This window comes from Limnohabitans sp. Rim8, from assembly GCF_945869175.1.
In the GTDB taxonomy this organism is placed as follows: Bacteria; Pseudomonadota; Gammaproteobacteria; order Burkholderiales; family Burkholderiaceae_C; genus Limnohabitans_A.
Genome location: NZ_CAMBNZ010000009.1, coordinates 25857 through 44681, shown reverse-complemented (window position 1 = coordinate 44681; position 18825 = coordinate 25857). Strand labels below are relative to the sequence as shown.

20 protein-coding genes are annotated in these 18825 nt (G+C 58.4%); 6 read left to right on the top strand and 14 right to left on the bottom strand.

Annotation, left to right across the window (positions count from 1 at the left end; all coding sequences use genetic code 11):
• Positions 1-435 (top strand): sigma-70 family RNA polymerase sigma factor (locus tag Q0O19_RS02890; protein ID WP_295519899.1); only part of this gene is annotated, 435 nt, incomplete at its 5' end.
• Between the two features lie 132 nt (positions 436-567).
• On the opposite strand, the gene Q0O19_RS02885 is transcribed toward Q0O19_RS02890, so the two are convergent.
• The 3 genes from Q0O19_RS02885 to paaZ all read right to left on the bottom strand — a co-directional run bounded on the left by Q0O19_RS02885 (position 568) and on the right by paaZ (position 4494).
• Positions 568-1926, bottom strand: a complete 1359-nt coding sequence (locus Q0O19_RS02885) for a hypothetical protein (protein WP_295519897.1) — start codon at positions 1924-1926, stop codon at positions 568-570.
• A 92-nt stretch (positions 1927-2018) separates the two neighbouring features.
• A complete protein-coding gene (locus Q0O19_RS02880; RefSeq protein WP_295519896.1) occupies positions 2019-2423 on the bottom strand; it encodes a YkgJ family cysteine cluster protein in 405 nt (134 codons plus the stop codon).
• Between the two features lie 25 nt (positions 2424-2448).
• A complete protein-coding gene (gene paaZ / locus Q0O19_RS02875) occupies positions 2449-4494 on the bottom strand; it encodes a phenylacetic acid degradation bifunctional protein PaaZ (protein ID WP_295519894.1) in 2046 nt (681 codons plus the stop codon).
• 157 nt (positions 4495-4651) lie between these two features.
• Between paaZ and Q0O19_RS02870 the strand changes: the two genes are divergently transcribed.
• The 4 genes from Q0O19_RS02870 to maiA are packed head-to-tail and all read left to right on the top strand — an operon-like array spanning position 4652 to position 8285.
• Positions 4652-5863, top strand: a complete 1212-nt coding sequence (locus tag Q0O19_RS02870) for a 3-hydroxybenzoate 6-monooxygenase (RefSeq protein WP_295519892.1) — start codon at positions 4652-4654, stop codon at positions 5861-5863.
• Between the two features lie 18 nt (positions 5864-5881).
• Complete coding sequence (locus Q0O19_RS02865; protein ID WP_295519890.1) at positions 5882-6919, top strand: cupin domain-containing protein; 1038 nt, start codon at positions 5882-5884, stop codon at positions 6917-6919.
• A 24-nt stretch (positions 6920-6943) separates the two neighbouring features.
• Positions 6944-7645: a fumarylacetoacetate hydrolase family protein gene (locus tag Q0O19_RS02860; protein WP_295519889.1), complete on the top strand. Its 702-nt coding sequence runs from the start codon at positions 6944-6946 to the stop codon at positions 7643-7645.
• 4 nt (positions 7646-7649) lie between these two features.
• Positions 7650-8285, top strand: a complete 636-nt coding sequence (gene maiA, locus Q0O19_RS02855) for a maleylacetoacetate isomerase (RefSeq protein WP_295519887.1) — start codon at positions 7650-7652, stop codon at positions 8283-8285.
• 65 nt (positions 8286-8350) lie between these two features.
• Here the strand turns inward: maiA and Q0O19_RS02850 are convergent, their stop codons facing one another.
• The 10 genes from Q0O19_RS02850 to Q0O19_RS02805 all read right to left on the bottom strand — a co-directional run bounded on the left by Q0O19_RS02850 (position 8351) and on the right by Q0O19_RS02805 (position 16931).
• Positions 8351-9355, bottom strand: a complete 1005-nt coding sequence (locus Q0O19_RS02850; protein WP_295519885.1) for an aldo/keto reductase — start codon at positions 9353-9355, stop codon at positions 8351-8353.
• 24 nt (positions 9356-9379) lie between these two features.
• Positions 9380-9913 (bottom strand): cyclic nucleotide-binding domain-containing protein, encoded by a 534-nt coding sequence (locus Q0O19_RS02845; protein WP_295519883.1) that lies wholly within the window; start codon positions 9911-9913, stop codon positions 9380-9382.
• 118 nt (positions 9914-10031) lie between these two features.
• Complete coding sequence (locus Q0O19_RS02840; RefSeq protein WP_295519881.1) at positions 10032-10913, bottom strand: TIM barrel protein; 882 nt, start codon at positions 10911-10913, stop codon at positions 10032-10034.
• An 8-nt stretch (positions 10914-10921) separates the two neighbouring features.
• Entirely contained in the window at positions 10922-11797 is an 876-nt protein-coding gene (locus tag Q0O19_RS02835; RefSeq protein WP_295519880.1) for a 4-hydroxyphenylpyruvate dioxygenase, read from the bottom strand.
• A 30-nt stretch (positions 11798-11827) separates the two neighbouring features.
• Positions 11828-12664, bottom strand: a complete 837-nt coding sequence (locus tag Q0O19_RS02830; RefSeq protein WP_295519878.1) for a shikimate dehydrogenase — start codon at positions 12662-12664, stop codon at positions 11828-11830.
• A 23-nt stretch (positions 12665-12687) separates the two neighbouring features.
• Positions 12688-13128, bottom strand: a complete 441-nt coding sequence (gene aroQ, locus Q0O19_RS02825; RefSeq protein ID WP_295519877.1) for a type II 3-dehydroquinate dehydratase — start codon at positions 13126-13128, stop codon at positions 12688-12690.
• A 99-nt stretch (positions 13129-13227) separates the two neighbouring features.
• Complete coding sequence (locus Q0O19_RS02820) at positions 13228-14223, bottom strand: TRAP transporter substrate-binding protein (protein ID WP_295519876.1); 996 nt, start codon at positions 14221-14223, stop codon at positions 13228-13230.
• 88 nt (positions 14224-14311) lie between these two features.
• A complete protein-coding gene (locus Q0O19_RS02815) occupies positions 14312-15589 on the bottom strand; it encodes a TRAP transporter large permease subunit (RefSeq protein ID WP_295519874.1) in 1278 nt (425 codons plus the stop codon).
• A complete protein-coding gene (locus Q0O19_RS02810; protein WP_295519873.1) occupies positions 15586-16140 on the bottom strand; it encodes a TRAP transporter small permease in 555 nt (184 codons plus the stop codon). The genes Q0O19_RS02815 and Q0O19_RS02810 overlap by 4 nt, the downstream gene beginning before the upstream one ends.
• A gap of 98 nt (positions 16141-16238) precedes the next feature.
• On the bottom strand, positions 16239-16931 hold the full coding sequence (locus Q0O19_RS02805) for a TetR/AcrR family transcriptional regulator (protein WP_295519871.1): 693 nt from the start codon (positions 16929-16931) through the stop codon (positions 16239-16241).
• A 100-nt stretch (positions 16932-17031) separates the two neighbouring features.
• Between Q0O19_RS02805 and Q0O19_RS02800 the strand changes: the two genes are divergently transcribed.
• Positions 17032-17913: an NAD(P)-dependent oxidoreductase gene (locus Q0O19_RS02800; protein ID WP_295519869.1), complete on the top strand. Its 882-nt coding sequence runs from the start codon at positions 17032-17034 to the stop codon at positions 17911-17913.
• 27 nt (positions 17914-17940) lie between these two features.
• Here the strand turns inward: Q0O19_RS02800 and aroE are convergent, their stop codons facing one another.
• Positions 17941-18774 carry a shikimate dehydrogenase gene (gene aroE, locus Q0O19_RS02795; RefSeq protein WP_295519867.1) on the bottom strand — a complete coding sequence of 278 codons (834 nt, stop codon included), beginning with the start codon at positions 18772-18774 and terminating at the stop codon, positions 17941-17943.
• Between the last annotated feature and the right edge of the window lie 51 nt (positions 18775-18825).

Sequence of the window (18825 nt, the reverse complement as noted above, 5' to 3'; positions counted from 1 at the left end):
TTGCAGGAGTTTGGCTACGAGCCCGACGCCAGCGTTCTGGCCGAGCGCATGGAAATTCCGGAAGACAAAATTCGCAAGATCATGAAGATTGCCAAAGAGCCTATCTCCATGGAAACGCCGATCGGTGACGACGATGACAGCCATTTGGGTGACTTCATCGAAGACAGCACGCACACCGCGCCCATCGATGCCGCCCTGCAAGCCGGTCTGCGCGACGTGGTCAAGGACATCCTGGACAGCCTCACGCCCCGCGAAGCCAAAGTGCTGCGCATGCGTTTTGGCATCGAGATGTCCACCGACCACACGTTGGAAGAAGTGGGCAAGCAGTTCGACGTGACCCGCGAACGCATCCGCCAAATTGAAGCCAAGGCGCTGCGAAAACTCAAGCATCCCAGCCGCAGCGACAAATTGCGCAGCTTCATCGACACGATGTAAGTCCTCTCGGACTTCAAAGGCAAAAAGCCTCCCGATTGCAAAGTCGGGAGGCTTTATTCATGGCTCAAATCTTCTGCGATTCCACGTCCCTTGCCCAGATCGATCAACTTCAGGGCCGGGGCATCGCCCAGCTCAGGGGGTACGAAACAAATCAGCGCGTCGCTCAAACACTTGAACCATGGCATGGCTCAGCCCTTGAACCACCTGGGGATGGGTTTGGGCCAGCAACTCTTCACCACTGAGTTTGCCGGCAAAGTAAGCCCGAGCGTGCTCCAACAACTGCATGCTGGCCGGTATGCCCAAAGACTTGACCAAATAACTGGCCACGGGGGAGTGTCGCGCGTCGTGAACAGAGTCGGCCGATCGCCCCGTCTCCAGCAATTCCATCACGATTTTTTCTTGCTGATTTTGGGCTTGGTAAGGGTTGGTAATCTTTGGAAGGTAATTTTCAAACTGAATTGGAAAATCCATCTTGCCGGGCAATTTGCCCATGATCGAAGACAAGGAGACTTCTTCACCCAAAGTCAACGACAAGGACTCGATCAAAGTGATGGACACCAATTTGAGCCGCAAATAAAGCCGCGCCACCTCCAAATTGCGCGAGGTCAACTCCAGCCGACGCTGATGCTCTTGATCGGACGGCTCCTGTGCAAACTGTCTGAACACGGCTGCCGGTTGCAAAAAGCCCAAGAAGCCTTCCATCTTTTGCAACGATATGCGATAGCCCTTGACCGTGTAAGTGTTGGTGCTGACCAGATCGTGGTTGGTCTCGGGTATCAGATTCCAGGTGTTGTTCAAAAACTCAGAGGGGTGCTCGCTGGCAAAATTGCCAATGTCACGGTTGGACACCCTCACACCCATCAGGACGGTTTCCAGACAGGCTGCATCGTCCAGCCCCAATGCATGGTTTTGGTTCGCCAGTTTCAAGCGCTCCAGCAAAACCTGTGAACAGTTCTTGCCATCGGCATGAGGGCTGCGAAACGGCACAGTGGCCTCGATGCATGCGGCGATCTGCGCGCAAACCGGCTTTGACAGAATGCCATCCAAGACGCGAACAGCTAACAAGGCACTGAGGAATTCATTGAGTCCGGCGAAGGGAGACAAAACCTGCCCCCGCGTGAACCCAAAAAGGGTCATCACCAACTCCAGGTCTTGTGCTGGCGCATCGTCCATCGGATCGATCACCAAACCTTTGTCGCCCTCGCGGACGTAAGCCGCCACATAGCGTGCCAAATTCACATGGATGCCAGAATCCACTTGGGCATAAACCAAATCATGAAAAAGGGCGGCCACGACCTCCACCGGCGTTCCGCCTGCGCCGACCTCGAAGATATGTTCTGGCGTGTGGAAAGAGCGCCATGGTCCCGTCATCGACTGAATGATCAACGCCGATAAGCTTTCCAAGCGAGGCGATGCAGCATCTCCCCCCAAGGCGGACACTGCGCTTTTCAGCTCAGCATGGCATTTGGAGATGTAATGTTGTGGATCCATGGGGTCTGTTACCTCATTAAGTTGGGCACATTCTAGCTGTGCAATGGGTAAGCAATGCCAATTTGGACACGCGATAAGCTCTTGGACACAGCTCAGCGCGATTGGGCTTTGTTGCCGTAGGGGCAGTGGTTGGGCCTGGGGCCCACCTGCGGGTGCAGACGGCAGGTTGTGGGCCGCTTGTCGTACACCGTACAGCGGCGGGTTTTCGCGTCCAAAAACTGACAATCTCCACTGGCCCGGCGAGCCAGGCTGAAGATGCTGTTCTTGAAGTTGAAGTGATCGATCAACCCGGCTTTGGACAAGCGTTTGGCAATTTGCTTGGGGTCTTCGTGCTCAGCCTCAAAAGGGTCCACCAAGTCCAAGCGCACCAAATCGGCCATCTTGACCTCGACTGGCATGGTGCAGCAGTTGGCGGCGCACGAGTCGCACAAACCTGCCTTGTAACGGGTCCAAGTGTCACAACGGTCAACATCGACTACGGCAATGGGAGATCTCATGCTGGGGATTATCCCCGGATGTGCCTCAGCCCTTCTTGGCCACCAAAGTCAAGATGTCATAGCTGGCCACCACTTCGCCCAACTGGTTGGTGACTTCCACATCCCACGCCACCACGCCTTGGCCCACGCCGTTGGCGTCTTTTCTGTGCCGGTCAATCTTGCGCTTGGCCGTCAGGCGCGCCTGGATGGTGTCCCCAATGCCCACGGGCTTGACAAAACGCAGCGTGTCCAGACCGTAGTTGGCCAGCACGGGTCCGGGGGCGGGTGAGACGAACAGGCCCGCTGCGGCCGACAGCACAAAGTAACCGTGCGCGATGCGCTTGCCAAAAGGCGAATCTTTGGCCGCGATCTCGTCAAAGTGCATGTAGAAATAGTCGCCCGACAGACCGCCAAAGGCCACGATGTCGGCTTCGCCCACGGTGCGGCGGTGGGTGAGCAAACTCTCGCCAATTTGCAGGTCTTCAAAGTGACGGCGGAAGGGGTGAACTTCGGTCTCAATCAGCTTGGCGCCGCGCATGTACTCGCCCGTCACGGCAGCGATCATGGTGGGCGAGCCTTGCAAGGCGGTGCGTTGCATCAGGTGCTTGACAGCGCGGATACCGCCAAGTTCTTCGCCACCGCCCGCACGGCCCGGCCCGCCGTGCTTGAGAGACGGCAGGGGCGAGCCGTGGCCAGTCGACTCGACTGCCGACTCACGGTCGAGGATATGCAGGCGGCCGTGCAAAGCAGCGGCCACCGGAATCATGCGGGCGGCGATCTGAGGGTCTTGGGTGACCAGTGTGCCCACCAAGCTGCCTTGCCCTCGTGCGGCCAACTGCAGCGCTTCTTCGATGCCGTCGTAAGGCATGAGGGTGCTCACGGGCCCAAAGGCTTCCACATCGTGCACGCTGTCGGTTTGCAGCGGCTTTTGGCACAGCAGCAGCGTGGGCTGGAAAAAGGCACCGCCTTCAACACCCTGCCCCACCGGCTTGAAATCTGCAGCACCGCCAAAAACCAGCTCGGCACTTTGGCGCAGCAGGGCCACGCGCTCGGCCACATCGGCCTGCTGGGCGTGCGACGCCAGCGCCCCCATCTTCACGCCCTCGACAGACGGATCGCCCACCACCACCTTGGCCAGGCGGGCCTTGAGCTTTTCAGCGACAGCGTCCAGGTGCTGGCGTGGCACGATGGCGCGGCGAATGGCTGTGCACTTTTGCCCCGCCTTGACCGTCATTTCGCGGGCAACTTCTTTGACAAACAAATCGAACTCTTCGTCGTCAGGCGTCACATCGGGCGCAAGGATGGCGCAGTTGAGCGAGTCGGCCTCGGCGTTGAAGGGGATGCTGTGCTTGACCACATTGGGGTGCACACGCAGCATGGCTGCGGTGTCGGCCGAGCCGGTGAAGGTCACCACGTCCTGGCCGTTCAGACGGTCGAGCAGATCACCCGTGGAGCCGATCACCAATTGCAGGGCGCCCGCAGGCAAGATGCCCGACTGCTCGACCAAACGCACCATGGCTTCGGTCAGGTAACTGGTCGAAGAAGCAGGTTTGACGATGCAAGGCATACCGGCCAGAAAGCTGGGCGCGAACTTTTCCAGCAGGCCCCAGATGGGGAAGTTGAAGGCGTTGATGTGCACAGCGATGCCGCCGCGCGGCACCAGGATGTGTGTGCCCGCAAAGCCGCCCTTTTTGCCGAGTGCAAACGCCGGGCCTTCATGAATCAGGTTGCCGCTGGGCAGCTCGTTGCTGCCCATCCCGGCATAGGCAAACAAAGTACCCGCGCCACCTTCGATGTCGACCCAGCTGTCGGCGCGGGTGGCACCGGTGTGGGCCGAAATGGCGTAGAGCGTTTCCTTGTGCTCACCCAGGTACTTGGCCAGGGCCTTGAGGCGCTGAGCACGCTCTTGGAAGTCCAGCTTGAGTAAGTTGGGCAAACCCACGGTGCGGGCGTGGTGCACCGCATCGGCAAAGTCGATGGCCTCGGCATGGGTTTGGTAAACCGTCTGGCCGTTGATGGCGCTGCGCAAGGCTTGAGCGCCTTGTTGACCGATCCATTGGCCACCGATGAAACTTTGCAGGACTTGGGACATGTCAGGGACTTTCTTTGAGATTCAAACCCGAGGCCTGAATTCACCAACCGGGCGGTCGGAAAATTCTAGTCGCTTTGGGTTGGATGGCTGTTGCTTGCTGAAATTAATATGCATGCTTATAATAAATTACAAAAATCACCCTCACCTGGAGACCTGAATGCACACAGCACACACCGAACTACCCGTCATCGTGGCAGGTGGCGGCATTGGCGGTCTGGCCGCGGCCCTCGCCTTGGTGCGTCAAGGGTTTCAGGTCACCGTGTTGGAACAAGCGCCCGAAATTGGCGAAATCGGTGCGGGCATCCAGCTTGGGCCCAACGCCTTTCACGCGTTTGACGCTTTGGGCATTGGTGACAAGGCCCGTGGCCGCGCTGTGTACACCGACTACATGGTCATGCACGACGCCATCAACGAATACCAGGTGGGGAAAATCCCAACGGGCGAGATGTTCCGCCAAAGGTTTGGCAACCCCTACGCCGTGATCCACCGCGCCGATGTGCATTTGTCGTTGCTCGAAGGTGCTCAAGAAACAGGGCAAGTGGCTTTTCACACCAGCACGCGGGTGGTGCGCATCGAGCAAGATGAACACAGCGTGACCGTGTGGGACCAGAACGGCAAGACTTTTCAGGGCTGCGCACTGATCGGAGCCGATGGCGTGAAATCGGTGGTGCGCGAGCAGTTCGTAGGCGATCCGGCCCGCGTGACTGGGCATGTTGTCTACCGCGCCGTGGTCGACAAAAAAGATTTCCCCATCGACCTGCAATGGAACGCGGCCGCCATCTGGGTCGGCCCCAACTGCCACCTGGTGCATTACCCCTTGCGCGGAGGCGAGCAGTACAACGTGGTGGTGACCTTCCACAGTCGCCAGACCGAAGAATGGGGCGTCACCGAAGGCAGCAAAGAGGAAGTGCAAAGCTACTTCCAAGGCATTTGTCCCAAAGCACGCCAGTTGATCGACCTGCCCAAGACCTGGAAGCGCTGGGCGACCGCCGACCGCGAACCGATTGGTCAATGGACCTATGGCCGCGTGACCTTGCTCGGCGACGCCGCCCACCCCACCACGCAGTACATGGCACAAGGGGCCTGCATGGCCATGGAAGACGCGGTCACCTTGGGCGAAGCCCTGCGCACCCACCACAACGACTGGCCCCAAGCGCTGGACATGTACCAACGTGCCCGCGTGGCCCGCACCGCCCGCATCGTGTTGTCCAGCCGTGAAATGGGGCGCATTTACCATGCCAAAGGCGTTGAGCGCCTGGTGCGCAATGACCTTTGGCGCGGCCGGGGTGCCGAGCGCTTTTATGATGCGATGGAGTGGCTGTATGGCTGGAACGTGGGCAATTGCCTCGATGCCGCCCAAAACAACTGAAGGCAAGGAGACACACACATGAACGAACTCGGACGACTCGAAGACCTGCCCCAGGACTATGTGCAAGACCTTCGCAATGTGAACCTGGTGCCCCTGTGGCCCAGCCTGCGCGGCGTGCTGCCGCCCAAAGTGCCCAGTCGCCAAACCCAGCCGACTTGCTGGGCCTACCAGGACATCAAACCGCTCTTGCTCAAAGCGGGCGAGCTCACCCCGATTGAAAAAGCCGAGCGCCGCGTGCTGGTGCTGGCCAATCCCGGTCACGGCCTCGAGAAAATGCAGGCCTCTGCCGCCATGTATTTGGGTATGCAACTGCTCATGCCCGGCGAATGGGCCCCCAGCCACCGCCACACCCCCAACGCGGTGCGCATGGTCGTCGAAGGTGAAGGCGCTTGGACCACGGTGGACGGCGAAAAATGCCCCATGAGCCGGGGCGACCTGATCTTGACGCCCACGGGTCTGTGGCATGAACACGGCCACGACGGCACCGACCCCGTCATCTGGCTGGATGTGCTGGACCTGCCGCTGGTCTATTACATGGAAGCCAGTTATCACATCAACGGTGACCGCCAAACCGTGGTGCCCGGCCGCAGCGACCAGCAATATGCCCGAGGCGGCGTGGTGCCCTCACATGTGTTTGATCGCAGCAAGAAGGCCTACCCCATGCTGCGCTACGCCTGGACAGACGCCAAGGCCGCGCTCGAATCGCTGGCGACTGATGGTGCGGGTTTGGAACAGGTGCAAGTGACTTACACCAATCCCGAGACCGGTGGCGACGCCGAAAACATTCTGGGCTTTTACGCCCTGATGCTGCGCCCAGGCCAGCGCCTGCGCTTGCCTGCACGCTCGCCCGCTCAGGTTTTCCACGTCATCGAAGGCGCGGTGCAGGCTCAGATCGTGGCCAGCACCTTCACACTGGCCGAAGCCGACACCTGCTGCGCCCCCGGCTACGAAGCCGTGACGCTGACCAATTTGAATGCGGAACAACCCGCCTTCGTGTTCATTGCCGACGAATCCCCTTTGCACCGCAAATTGGGCGTCTATGAGAACCGTGGCTGATCATTTTTCTTTTCATTGCACACCATGACCTTTTATCTGTTCCATCCTCCCGCCGTTCAGTCCCTGCCCATCCGTGGCCAGACCGAGCGTTTCCCGATCAACCGCATCTTCTGCGTGGGCCGCAACTACCACGCGCATGCGGTCGAGATGGGCCGCCCCGTCGACAAGAGTGTCGAACAAGCGTTCTACTTCACCAAGTCGCCCCAGACCCTGGTGGAAAGCGGTGCGACGGTCGCCTATCCACCCCGCACCAGCAACTACCACTTCGAGATGGAACTGGTGCTGGCCATTGGCAAAGCAGGTTTTCGCGTGAGCGAAGCCAACGCGCATGAGCTGATCTACGGATACGGTGCAGGCCTGGACATGACCCGCCGCGACTTGCAGTTGGTGGCGCGCGACAAAGGCCGCCCTTGGGATACGGGCAAAGACATCGAACAAGGCTCGGTCTGCTCGGAGATCGTGCCCATGCCCGGCGTGGTGATCGAGAACGGCGCCATCGCCCTGGAAGTCAACGGCACGACCAAACAGTCGTCCGACGTGGACAAGCTGATCTGGAACATCCGCGAAATCATTGCCGACCTGTCGACCTACTACCACCTGCAACCCGGCGACCTGGTCTACACCGGCACGCCCGAAGGTGTGGGCGCGGTGGTCACAGGCGACAAAATCACCGGACGCGTGGCAGGTGTGGCCGAATTGACCCTGACGATTGGCGCAGCGGAGTAAGACCATGAAGCTTTACAGTTTTTTCAGAAGCGGCACCTCGCACCGCCTGCGCATTGCCCTGAACCTCAAAGGCATCGCCACCGACTATGTGGCGGTAGATCTGCGTGTAGACGAACAGCAAAAAGAGGCGTTCAAGGCCATCAACCCGCAAGGCTTGGTGCCTGCCCTGGATACCGGCGAGCAGCTGATGATCCAGTCGCCCGCCATCATCGAGTGGCTGGAAGAGAAATACCCCACGCCCGCCCTGCTGCCCGCAGATGCTGACGATCGCGCCCATGTGCGGGCCCTGGCGGCCATGGTGGGTTGTGACATCCATCCGATCAACAACCGCCGTATTTTGCAAACCCTGCGCAAGCAGTTCGGCGCCGATGAAGCGGCCGTCAACGCCTGGTGTGGCCACTGGATCAGCGACGGGTTTGACGCCTACGAAGCCTTGCTGGCTGCAGACAACAAGCGCGGGCGATTCAGCTTTGGCGACATCCCCACGCTGGCCGATCTGTATTTGATTCCGCAAGTCGAAAGCGCCCGTCGCTTCAACGTGGACATGAACCGGTGGCCGCTGATCAGCGCTGTCGATCAGGCTTGCGGGGAGCTCGATGCTTTCAAGCGGGCAGCGCCCATGGCTCAACCGGATGCGTGAAGCCAAGGTCTGCCGCTAGAGGCAGATCGCGTCGATGGCCTTGCGTCCAAAGGACCCAGGCGCCGTCAGGCGAACGTCTCGGTATCGACTTCGCTGTTGGCCTGCGCGTTGTACCGATCACCTGCCACGGTGTTTGGGTTGATCAGTGCCTCCAATTGCGCCATGAGGTCGGCGTCCAACTGCACATCCACCGACGCCAAATCTTCCAGCAAGTGGCCCACCGACGTGGTACCCGGAATGGGGATGATGTCGTCAGCCTTGTGCAGCAACCACGCCAAGGCCAGCTGCGAAGGGCTGCAACCAGCCTCTTGCGCCAAATCGTTATAAGCAGGTAACAGTTTTAGGTTGGCCGCGTAATTGTCAGCATTGAAGCGCGGCATGCTGCGGCGAATGTCTTTCGCATCGAAGCCCGCAATGTCAAGGGCAGCGCCACACAAAAATCCCCGGGCCACAGGACTGAAAGCCACAAAGGCCACACCCAATTCTCGGCAAGCTTGCAACACCGCAATCTCGGGGTTGCGCGTCCACAGGGAATACTCGGTTTGAACGGCGGCAATGGGGTGCACCGCATGAGCTTTGCGCAATGTGAGAGCCGACACCTCCGACAAACCGATGGTTTGGATCTTGCCTTGGCGCACCAGATCGCTCAATGCCCCTACGCTGTCTTCGATGGGGACTTTTTTGTCCCAACGGTGCAGGTAATAAAGATCGATCACATCGGTCTGCAGACGACGCAGCGACTCTTCGCAGGTTTTTTTGATCGTCTCTGGGCGGCCATCAATGACGCGCACTTTGCTGCCATCGCTTTGTTCAACGCCTTGCATGCCGCATTTGCTGGCCAGCGTGAACCGTTGACGGTGCGGCTTCAAGACTTTGCCCAGCAAGGTTTCGTTGTTGCCAAAGCCGTACAAAGCGGCGGTGTCAAAGAAAGTGACGCCTTGGTCCAAGGCGGTGAGCAGCACGCGTTCGGCTTGCTCAGGCGAAACAGGTGCACCATAAGCATGGCTGAGGTTCATGCAGCCCAAGCCGATGGCACTGACGGAAAAGGAGGCCAATTGACGGTTTTTCATGGGCTCTATCTTAGCCCGTCAACTTCACCTTTTAGCCGCCACAGGCATTGAACACCCCCATCCAATCTGGCTCCCCCCTCTGAAGCCCAGACAGCCACCTGCCCCACCGTCGCCAGTCTTAGTTTGGTCCAATGTTTGGCGGGCCAGGATGTCCTTGCGCTCACGCACCGAGTGGTGACCAATGCACACAATGCTTTGTGACATTTGCGTGATCAAGGCTTGGACATGACACAACGCCAGTTGTTGCAGTTCGCGGCAACGCACCAGTTCAGATTGGAAGACGCCAACAGGCATTCGGTAAGCCAGACCGGCGCATTGCACCACCACACGGTGGTTGGCCGAATGGCTTCCCAAAACGAGCGACACACCCACGAGGCCGTCGCGACCTGTCATGCCCAATTCGGAGCTGTCACCCTCGGCTGTCTGAGACAGCAAGGAAGTGGTGCAAGTGGTGGGGAAGTAAACAAACTCCAGTGACTCACCCGGCTCGCAGATCACTTGACCGGCCGTCAAAGTCACCAGCTTGAGGTGCTCAGACAACCGCACGTAATGGCTCAAGGAGATACTCGCCAAAATTCGATTTTGCCGAGATCTGATGGACAAAACAGATACACCTGATGGTGTACCCCAGATGATTTTTTGTCAGGCTCTGAAGATCGATCTGCCCCTCAGACCTTCAGACCTGCGCGCGCGTCCAGGCAGGCAATGGTGCCGATTTGTGCAACACATCTTGGTGCAACCAAGTCGCACTCCGACGGGCACGCTCTGCCACCGTCTCGAGAGGCAACTGTTGGTAATCGTCGTTGAACACCTCAAAACTGTAATCGCCTCGGTAGCCAATGCGGTCCAAGCGCAACACCAACTCGGCCAGCTGCTCGCTGTGAACGCCCTCGCCGGGGAACACACGGAATGTACGGGCCGTGGTCATGCGCTCTTCAAAAGTGGGGGTTTCTTGCCACATGAAGTCTGACAGCTGGACCAGAAATATTTTGGATGGGTCCAGCGCTTCGATGGCATCGAGCGAGGTCTTGGCCGCAAAGATGTGGAAAGAATCAATGCCAATGCCCAAATTCGGGCAGTCTGCTCGGCAGACCACATCCCAGCTGGTGGTGAACTCGTTGACGGTGCGGCCCCAGGACAGCGCTTCGTAGGCGACCTTGATGCCCAATGGCACGGCCAACATGGCGAGCTTTTTGAGGTCGGCGGCAATCGCGTCGAGGTCTTGCGTGGCGTGACGCGAGGTGGACGAACAGGCCAACAACACCTTGCTGCCGGTGGCTGCGCACATCTCGAGCATGGCTTTGGCAATGTCCAGTTTGTAACTGTGCAGGTGGCCTGACAGGCCTTCAAAATCACGCAAGACTTGAAAGCCCGTCGGCCGCATGCCGCTTTGCTGCACAGCCTCGACCGCTGCCGTCACGCCACCCGGGTGGGTCACCAAATCTCGGGCCATCAGCATCACCTGAGAAAAACCAGCCCCTTTCATCGCCGTCAGCTTGGCATCCAGAGTGCCCGCCATGGTGATGGTGTCCATGCCATAACCGTCCAGCAAGTTCATAGAAGTGCTCACTGGTGGACGAGTTCAAAAGCGACCGAGCCCAAAGTGGCGCGGGTCAATGCGCCCCGGTCTTCCGGGTGCAAGCGGGCGGACTCCACAAACTCCACCCCCCTGGCTTTCAATGCCCTGACCGCCTCACCCACATCGGGCACACCCAAACCGATGCGCTGCAAGCACTCGGGACTGTCGTCGGCATCCATCCAAGGCTCGGGCTCAATCAGTTGCCACAAAAAGCTGCCGCAAGGGCTTTTCATGAGTTTGCCTTTGGGCAAGATGCCAAAGCGCTCTTCATCAGGCATGGCACTGAAATCGAACATGTGTTCGTAATAGGTCTGCCAATCGGCGCTGCGGGCTGCACCGATGTATTGCACCAGGCCGAAATAACACATGCCCGCCAACGCAGGTGGGTTCAGGTCCACGGTCGGAATGGGTTTGAAGTCAATGTCGTAAATTGAAAACTCTTGCCACCGGTCGACAAAATAAAAGCGGCTGCCACCCGGTCCATGGATGGCAGGGATGTGCAGTTCCATGGCTTGCGCATGACTGCCCACGCTCCAGGCGCCCAGCTCCATGCAGCGGTGGTGAGCCTTAAGCGCATCATGCACCCGAAAAGCCACTGCCGAGATGACGGGCTGGCCATCGACCGTGCCGCTCACACGGGCGTCATCGGGGCTGGCATTGACCACCAGGTTCATCGCACCTTGGCGGTAGAGGGTCACTTCTCTTGAGCGGTGACGCGCCACGGGCCGAAAACCCATGTTTTCAAGCACCTGGCCCAGCGCTTGTGGGCGACTGGTGGCGTATTCGATGAATTCGATGCCTGCAATGCCCAATCGGTTGGGCATTTCCGGTACGGCTTCACGGTCAACTTTGTTGAGGCTCATCCATGCACTCCAGTCAATTCAAACACCCAGTTATCCGTAACTGAGTTGGGCACCACTGCGCAAAACCTCAGCGGTGGTGGTGGGCAAACCGAAATACTCCAAGTAAGCCGGAATTTGCTCATAAAGCATATCGGCACCCACTTGCGTGCGACAACCGCGGGCCTGTACGGCCGCCAAAAAAGCCGTGGTCTCGGCTTTCATCACCACCTCACCCACGAAGGTGTCGGGCGACAAGCGCGACACATCCATGGGCAAAGGATCGCCCTCGTTCATGCCCATCGGTGTGGCATTGACCACCAAATCGTGGCCCAAGGGGTCATGGGAGCCGGTGTGCACTTCGATCTGCGGGTAGTGCGTTTTGAGGCGCCCGGCCAAAGCCTCGCAACTTGCCGCATTCACATCGAACAAGCTGATGGCGGCGATGTTTGCACCGGCCAATGAAGCGGCAATGGCACAACCCACGCCCCCCGTGCCCACGACCAACGCGCGTTTGCCCGTCAAATTGAACCCCTTGCGCTGCACACCACGCACAAACCCAGCGCCATCAAACATGTCGCCCACCAAGCGGCCATCGGCCAAACGCTTGACCGCGTTGCAGGCCCCAGCCACGCGCACTGTGGCAGTCACTTCATCGAGCAAGCCCACCGTGCTGACCTTGTGCGGCATGGTGATCAAAGCGCCCCGGATGTTTTCCAGGCTGAACACCGCCTTGAGAAACTGAGGGTAGTTCTCGGGTTTGCAGCCCATGGGCACCACCACCGCATTGATACCCGCTTCTTGAAAGTACGGGTTGTAAATCATCGGCGACTTGAAGGTGTGCGTCGGGTAGCCGATGTGGGCGATGATTTCTGTGTTGCCGTTGATCATGTGCTGTGAATCAATCGCTCGGTTTAAGCCGCTTGCGCCGCAGACACGCCTGCACGCAGGGCCAGCAAATAGCTGTCAGCGCCAAAGCCACAAATTTGCCCTTTGACGATTTCGGCCAACACCGACTTGTGGCGGAACTCTTCGCGGGCGTGGATGTTGGACATGTGCAACTCCACCACCGGACAGGTGAGCACGGCCAAGGCGTCGCGAATGGCGTAGCTGTAATGGGTCCAGGCCCCGGCATTGATCAGCACTGCATCGACCTGGTCGGCATACGCTTGGTGAATTCGTTCACACATGTCACCTTCGTGGTTGGTCTGGTAGCACTCGACCTCGGCGCCCAACTCTTGGCCCAATTTTTGCAAGTTGGCATTGATTTCATCGAGGGTGATCGTGCCGTATTGCTGGGGGTCGCGTTTGCCAAACATGTTGTGGTTCACGCCGTGCAACATCAAGACTTTCATGAAAACTCCAAAAGGGTTGAACAGTGGGTCAAAGAAAAGCTTTGACCCGCCGTTTGTTGAACTTTCACACCGTTCTGACGGTCTGAAAGCCAGAGGCCATCACTTGCGCAACTTGGTCAATTCAGCCTGCAATTCGGCGACAGTGGCGGTAATCTGCTCCCCATGCTTGGCAATCACGGGCTTCATCTTCTCGCGCAGGATGGCGACTTCGGCCGCCGGCAAAACGGTCACTTGCATGCCGTTTTTCTTCAGGTTTTCCAGCAAGCTGGCTTCCTGGGCGCGCGCCTGGGTGCGCTGGAACTTGGAGGACTCGGCAGCCGCATCGCTCAGAATTTTCTTTTCAGCGGCCGACAGGGTGTCCCAGAACTTCTTGCTGATGACGATCGACTGGGGGTTGTACTGGTGACCGGTGAGGACCATGTGCTTTTGCACCTCGAACAGCTTGGCACCGTTGATGGTGGCCACCGGGTTTTCCTGGCCGTCCACGGCTTTTTGTTCCAGCGCAGCGTACAGCTCCGGAAATGGCAGTGGCGTGGGGTTCGCGCCCAGCGCCTTGACCCAGTCCACATTGATCGGGTTGGGGATGACGCGCAGCTTCAGGCCTTCGATGTCCGACACTTTGTTGATGGCGCGGCGGCCGTTGGTCACATGGCGAAAGCCCAGCTCGTAGTACCCCAGACCCACCAAGCCTTTTTCTTCCAGCTTGGCGTGCATTTTCTTGCCAAAGGCACCGTCCACCACGGCATCGGCTTCTGGGCCGCTGGCGAACATGAAGGGGAAATCAAACACCGAAAAATCACGCACTTGCGAGGCAAAGATGCCCGAGTTCATCGACGCCATCTCCAAGGTGCCGCCTTGAATGGCCGAGACATTGGCCTGGTCGCTGCCCAAAGCGCCACCGGGGAACACATTGACCTTGAGCTTGCCGCCCGAGTTTTTCTCAACGATTTCCTTGAATTTTTCCATCCCCTGAATGATGGGGTGTCCCGCCGCATTCTGGTTGGCGAACTTGATGGTCTTGTCTTGCGCCGAAGCCACGCCCATGGCGGCCAGCGCCACGGTGGCGATCAAGGACTTGATGAATACACGTTTCATGAAGGGTCTCCAGTAAAAATAAGGACGTACGCTGTGCATCAAAGGGGTGGTCATCAGGCGTACCCGATCAGACAACCACACCCGGGAATCAATAGAACCAACGCGCGGGCACCATCACCAAAGCCGGGAAGGCCACCATCGCGAACATGATGGTGAACTGGGCGATCATGAAAGGCATCACGCCCCGGGTCACCTCGTCCATGCTGATTTTTCCAACCCCTGCCACCGCGTTGAGCACCGTGCCCACTGGCGGTGTGATCAGGCCAATGGCGCAGTTGATGATGAACAGCACACCGAAGTAAATCGGGTCGATGCCCGCCGCCTTGATCACCGGCATGAGCACCGGGGTCAAGAGCAAAATGGTGGGCGTCATGTCGAGCGCAGTGCCCACCACGATGATGATCACCATGATGGTGAACATGAGCAAACGGGGGCTGTCCAGCAAGGGCTGCAAAATTTCGATCAACTGAGCGGGCAAATTGGCCACCGTGATCAACCAGGCCGAGACCATGGCGGCGGCCACCAAGAACATCACGACCGCGCTGGTTTTGGCCGAGCTCACAAATAAGGGGTACAGGTCTTTCAGACGCAATTCGCGGTAAATGAAGGTCGAGATGAACAAGGCGTAAACCGCTGCCACCACCGCCGCTTCAGTGGGGGTGAAAATGCCGAACTTCAGGCCAAACACCACGATCAGCGGCATCACCAGGGCCCAAGTGGCCTCAAGCATGGCCACCATGATCTCGCCCATGGATTTGCGCGGCGGCACCTGCACCATTTCACGCCGTGCCAACCACCACCAGGTGACCCAGAGCGAAGCACCCAACATGATGCCCGGCACGATACCGGCCATGAACAGTTTGGAGATGGACACATTGCCCGCCACGCCAAAGATCACAAAGCCAATGCTGGGTGGAATCACCGGGGCGATGATGCCGGCCGAGGCAATCAAGCCTGCCGAGCGGGCCCGGTCATGGCCTGCGGCCACCATCATGGGCAAGAGCAAGGCTGACAACGCTGCCGCATCGGCCACCGCCGAACCCGACAAGGCCGCCATGATCACGGCGGCCATGATGGTCACATAACCCAAACCGCCTTTGATGTGGCCCACGCAGGCCATGGCAAAGTTCACGATGCGGCGCGACAAGCCGCCCGCATTCATGATCTCGCCCGCCAGCATGAAAAACGGCACGGCCAGCAAAGGGAAACTGTTGGCACCTTCGAGCAGGTTTTGCGCCAGGATCTGGGCATCGAACATGTTCAGGTGCCACATCAAAGCCACACCACACAACAACAGTGAAAACGCGATCGGGATACCGATCGCCATGGCACCAAGCAGCGAAAAAACAAAAACAGCGATGGTCATAAAGCTCTCCGTTGTTCTGCAGCTTTGTTTTCGCCGTGTGGCGACTCTTCGGTGTCCTGGACCATCACCAAGTCTTCATCACGCAGTTGACCGGTGAGCAAGCGCAGCAAGTCGGTGAGTAAGACCAAACCACCCAACACCGCAAAGATCACCCCAGGCGCGTAAATCCAGGCCATGGACACTTCCATCACCGCGCTGGTGCTCCCCAAATTGATCATGGTCTGTTGATAAGCGCCACTGAACAACAACCAGCAAATGAACAGCATCAAGCTATAAGACAAGGCCAAACAAAACTTTTTGCCAACAGTACCCAACTTACCCACCAGCATGTCGGTGCCCAAGTGCCCGTGTTCCTTCAGCGCCACGATCGCGCCCATGAAGGTCATCCACACAAACAACCAACGCGACAACTCTTCTGACAAAGTGATGCCCGAGTTGAATGCATAACGCATGACCACATTGCCAAACACCAAAATCACCATCACGGCGAGACAAATGGCCATGACCATGTTCAGAATTTTGCAAAAACCATCCATGAATTTTTGAATCAACGCATCACTCCCAACAAAGACAATCACTAATGTACGAACTGGTTAGTTTTCTATTAATAGTACAAACCCTATGTCAAAAAGGGTCCGCACCCTAGCTGTTATGCCGAAATTGAATGACTCACAAAACGCAAGATCAACTCCACCACATGCTCGCGCTTGAGAGTGTTGGCTTTGTCCGGGCTGTTGCGGTCCTGAAAAATCACGCCAAAGGTGTGGCGGTTCGACACATTGAAAAACGTGAACGCTGAAATGGCCGAGTGGATGTCCACCGGGTCCAGCCCTGGCCTGAAATCCCCCTGCACCACACCACGGTCATACACCGCTTGAACCGAGCGTATGGCATTGGAATTGAGTTCTTGGATGTTGCTGCTTTGGCGCAGGTAGTCGCCACGCTGGATGTTCTCGTTCATCACCAAGCGAATGAAGTCTTCGTTGTCGCGGTGGTGGTCGTAGGTGAACTCCACCAAGCGTTTCAAGGCGGCCACAGGGGCCAAGTCGTCCAAATGCAGGTCGGATTCGATGGTGCGCATGCGGCGGTAGGCTTCCTCGAGCACGGCCAAGTACAAACTGTCCTTGCTGCCGAAGTAGTAATAGATCATCCGCTTGCTGGTACGCGTGGCTGCTGCAATAGCGTCGATGCGGGCCCCGCTCAGACCTTTGTCGGCAAACTCGTGAGTGGCCACCTGAAGGATCTCGGCCATGGTGCGGGCCGGGTCGTTGGTGCGCCCTGCCTCGCGGGCGGTGGGCGCCTCAGCGGGCGTGGACTTTGCAGAATGTACCAGTTGGTTCATTGTGCAAGTATAGAGGGGTGACTGTCGCATTTTGATCAGGACAAGCCCTGATCGGATCTGTGGTTTAGGTATATTGAGCCAACCCCTTGAAAGACTTCCCATGAAAACAATCGGCATGATCGGCATTGGCATGATGGGCCACGGCATCGCGAGCAATTTGCTCAAGCACGGGCAACTCCTGACGGTGCTGGAACACCCGGGGAACCAGCCACTGGACGCTTTGTTGGCCGCAGGCGCACGCACCTGCACCACGCCCCAGGCCTTGGCCGCGCAGTCCGATGTGGTCATTTTGTGCGTGACAGGCACGCCACAAGTCGAAGCCGTTCTCTTGGGAGACGACGGGGTACTCAAGGGCATGCGACCCGGCACGATCTTGATCGACTGCTCCACCGCAGTTCCCACTTCGACCGAAAAAGTGGCCGCCATGGTCATCGCCCAAGGCGGTCAGTTTCTCGATTCGCCCATGACCCGCACCCCCAAGGAGGCCGCCGAAGGCCGCCTGAACTTGCTGGTGGGCGGGGATGCGGACTTGTTTAAGGCCTGCCAACCCATCTTGTCGTGCTTTGCCGAAAACATCGTTCACACCGGCCCCATTGGCTCGGGCCACCGCATGAAGCTCTTGCACAACTATGTGTCGCTGGGCACGGTGACCTTGCTGGCCGAAGCGGCGGCTTGCGCCCAACGTGCAGGTGTGGATGCCAACACCTTTGTGGAAGTGCTGTCCAAAGGCGGCGGCTGGGGGGCAGCGCTTGAGCGCCTCAAGCCCACGCTGGCCACAGGCGACACTTCTGGCCTGCGCTTTTCCATGAGCAACGCGCTCAAGGACCTGAGCTATTACAACCAGATGGCCAGTGATACCCACGCCGACCACACCGTCGCTCAAGCAGTGAAAAACACTTTAGAAACTGCTTGCAAAGAAGGCGACCAGAACGCGCTGGTGCCCGAGTTGATTGGCTTGTTGGTCAAGCGCAAAGCCCACTGAACAGCCCCTGAAAGAGGGGGGTCTGGGTCAGACCAAAGGCACTGTCAATTTCTGAATCACTGCCGCTGTATCCGGACGCACACCCCGCCACCACTGAAAAGCTTCTGCCGCTTGTTCGGCCAACATGCCCACGCCATCGGCCAGGCGATGGGCATTGGCCGCAAGCGCCAGCTTCAAAAACGGGGTCAGGCCTTTGCCATAGGCCAACTCATACGCCAGACAACCCGCGTCAAAAACAGAATCGGGCAATGGCGGCAATTCGGAACTCATGCTGGCCGAGGTCGCGTTGAAAACCACATCAAAATTTTGCTGCCCGATATCACCGTAGCCCACGCCACGAACAGGGACTGCGCCGCTTTGGTGCTCAAGCGCCAAGTTGGCCAACTCTTGGGCCTTGGTCACGGTGCGATTGACGATGACCACCTCGGCAGGCCCCTGCGCCAGGATCGGCAACAAAGCCCCGCGTGTGGCGCCACCCGCACCCAAAATCAACACACGCTGGCCTTGTAATGGGCAACCGAGGTTGTGCACCACATCGCGCACCAAGCCGATGCCATCGAAGTTTTCCGCGTACACCTTGTCGCCATCGAACTTCATCGCATTCACTGCACCGGCCATCCGTGCACTGGGCGCCAAATCGGTCGCGTAGTCAAACGCATCCAACTTGAAGGGCGCGGTGACATTCATGCCCCGTCCACCGGCCGCGCGAAATGCGTCCACGGTCTGGGCAAATCCGCCCAAGGGGGCAAGCAACTTGGTGTACCCGATGTCTTGCCCAGTCACTTGGGCGAATGCGGTGTGGATGAGCGGCGACTTGCTCTGCTCGATGGGGTTGCCGATCACGGCGTAACGGTCTGTCATGGGGTCGTCTCGAACAACAATCTGTCGATCTTACCGCCGAAGAACGCCTCA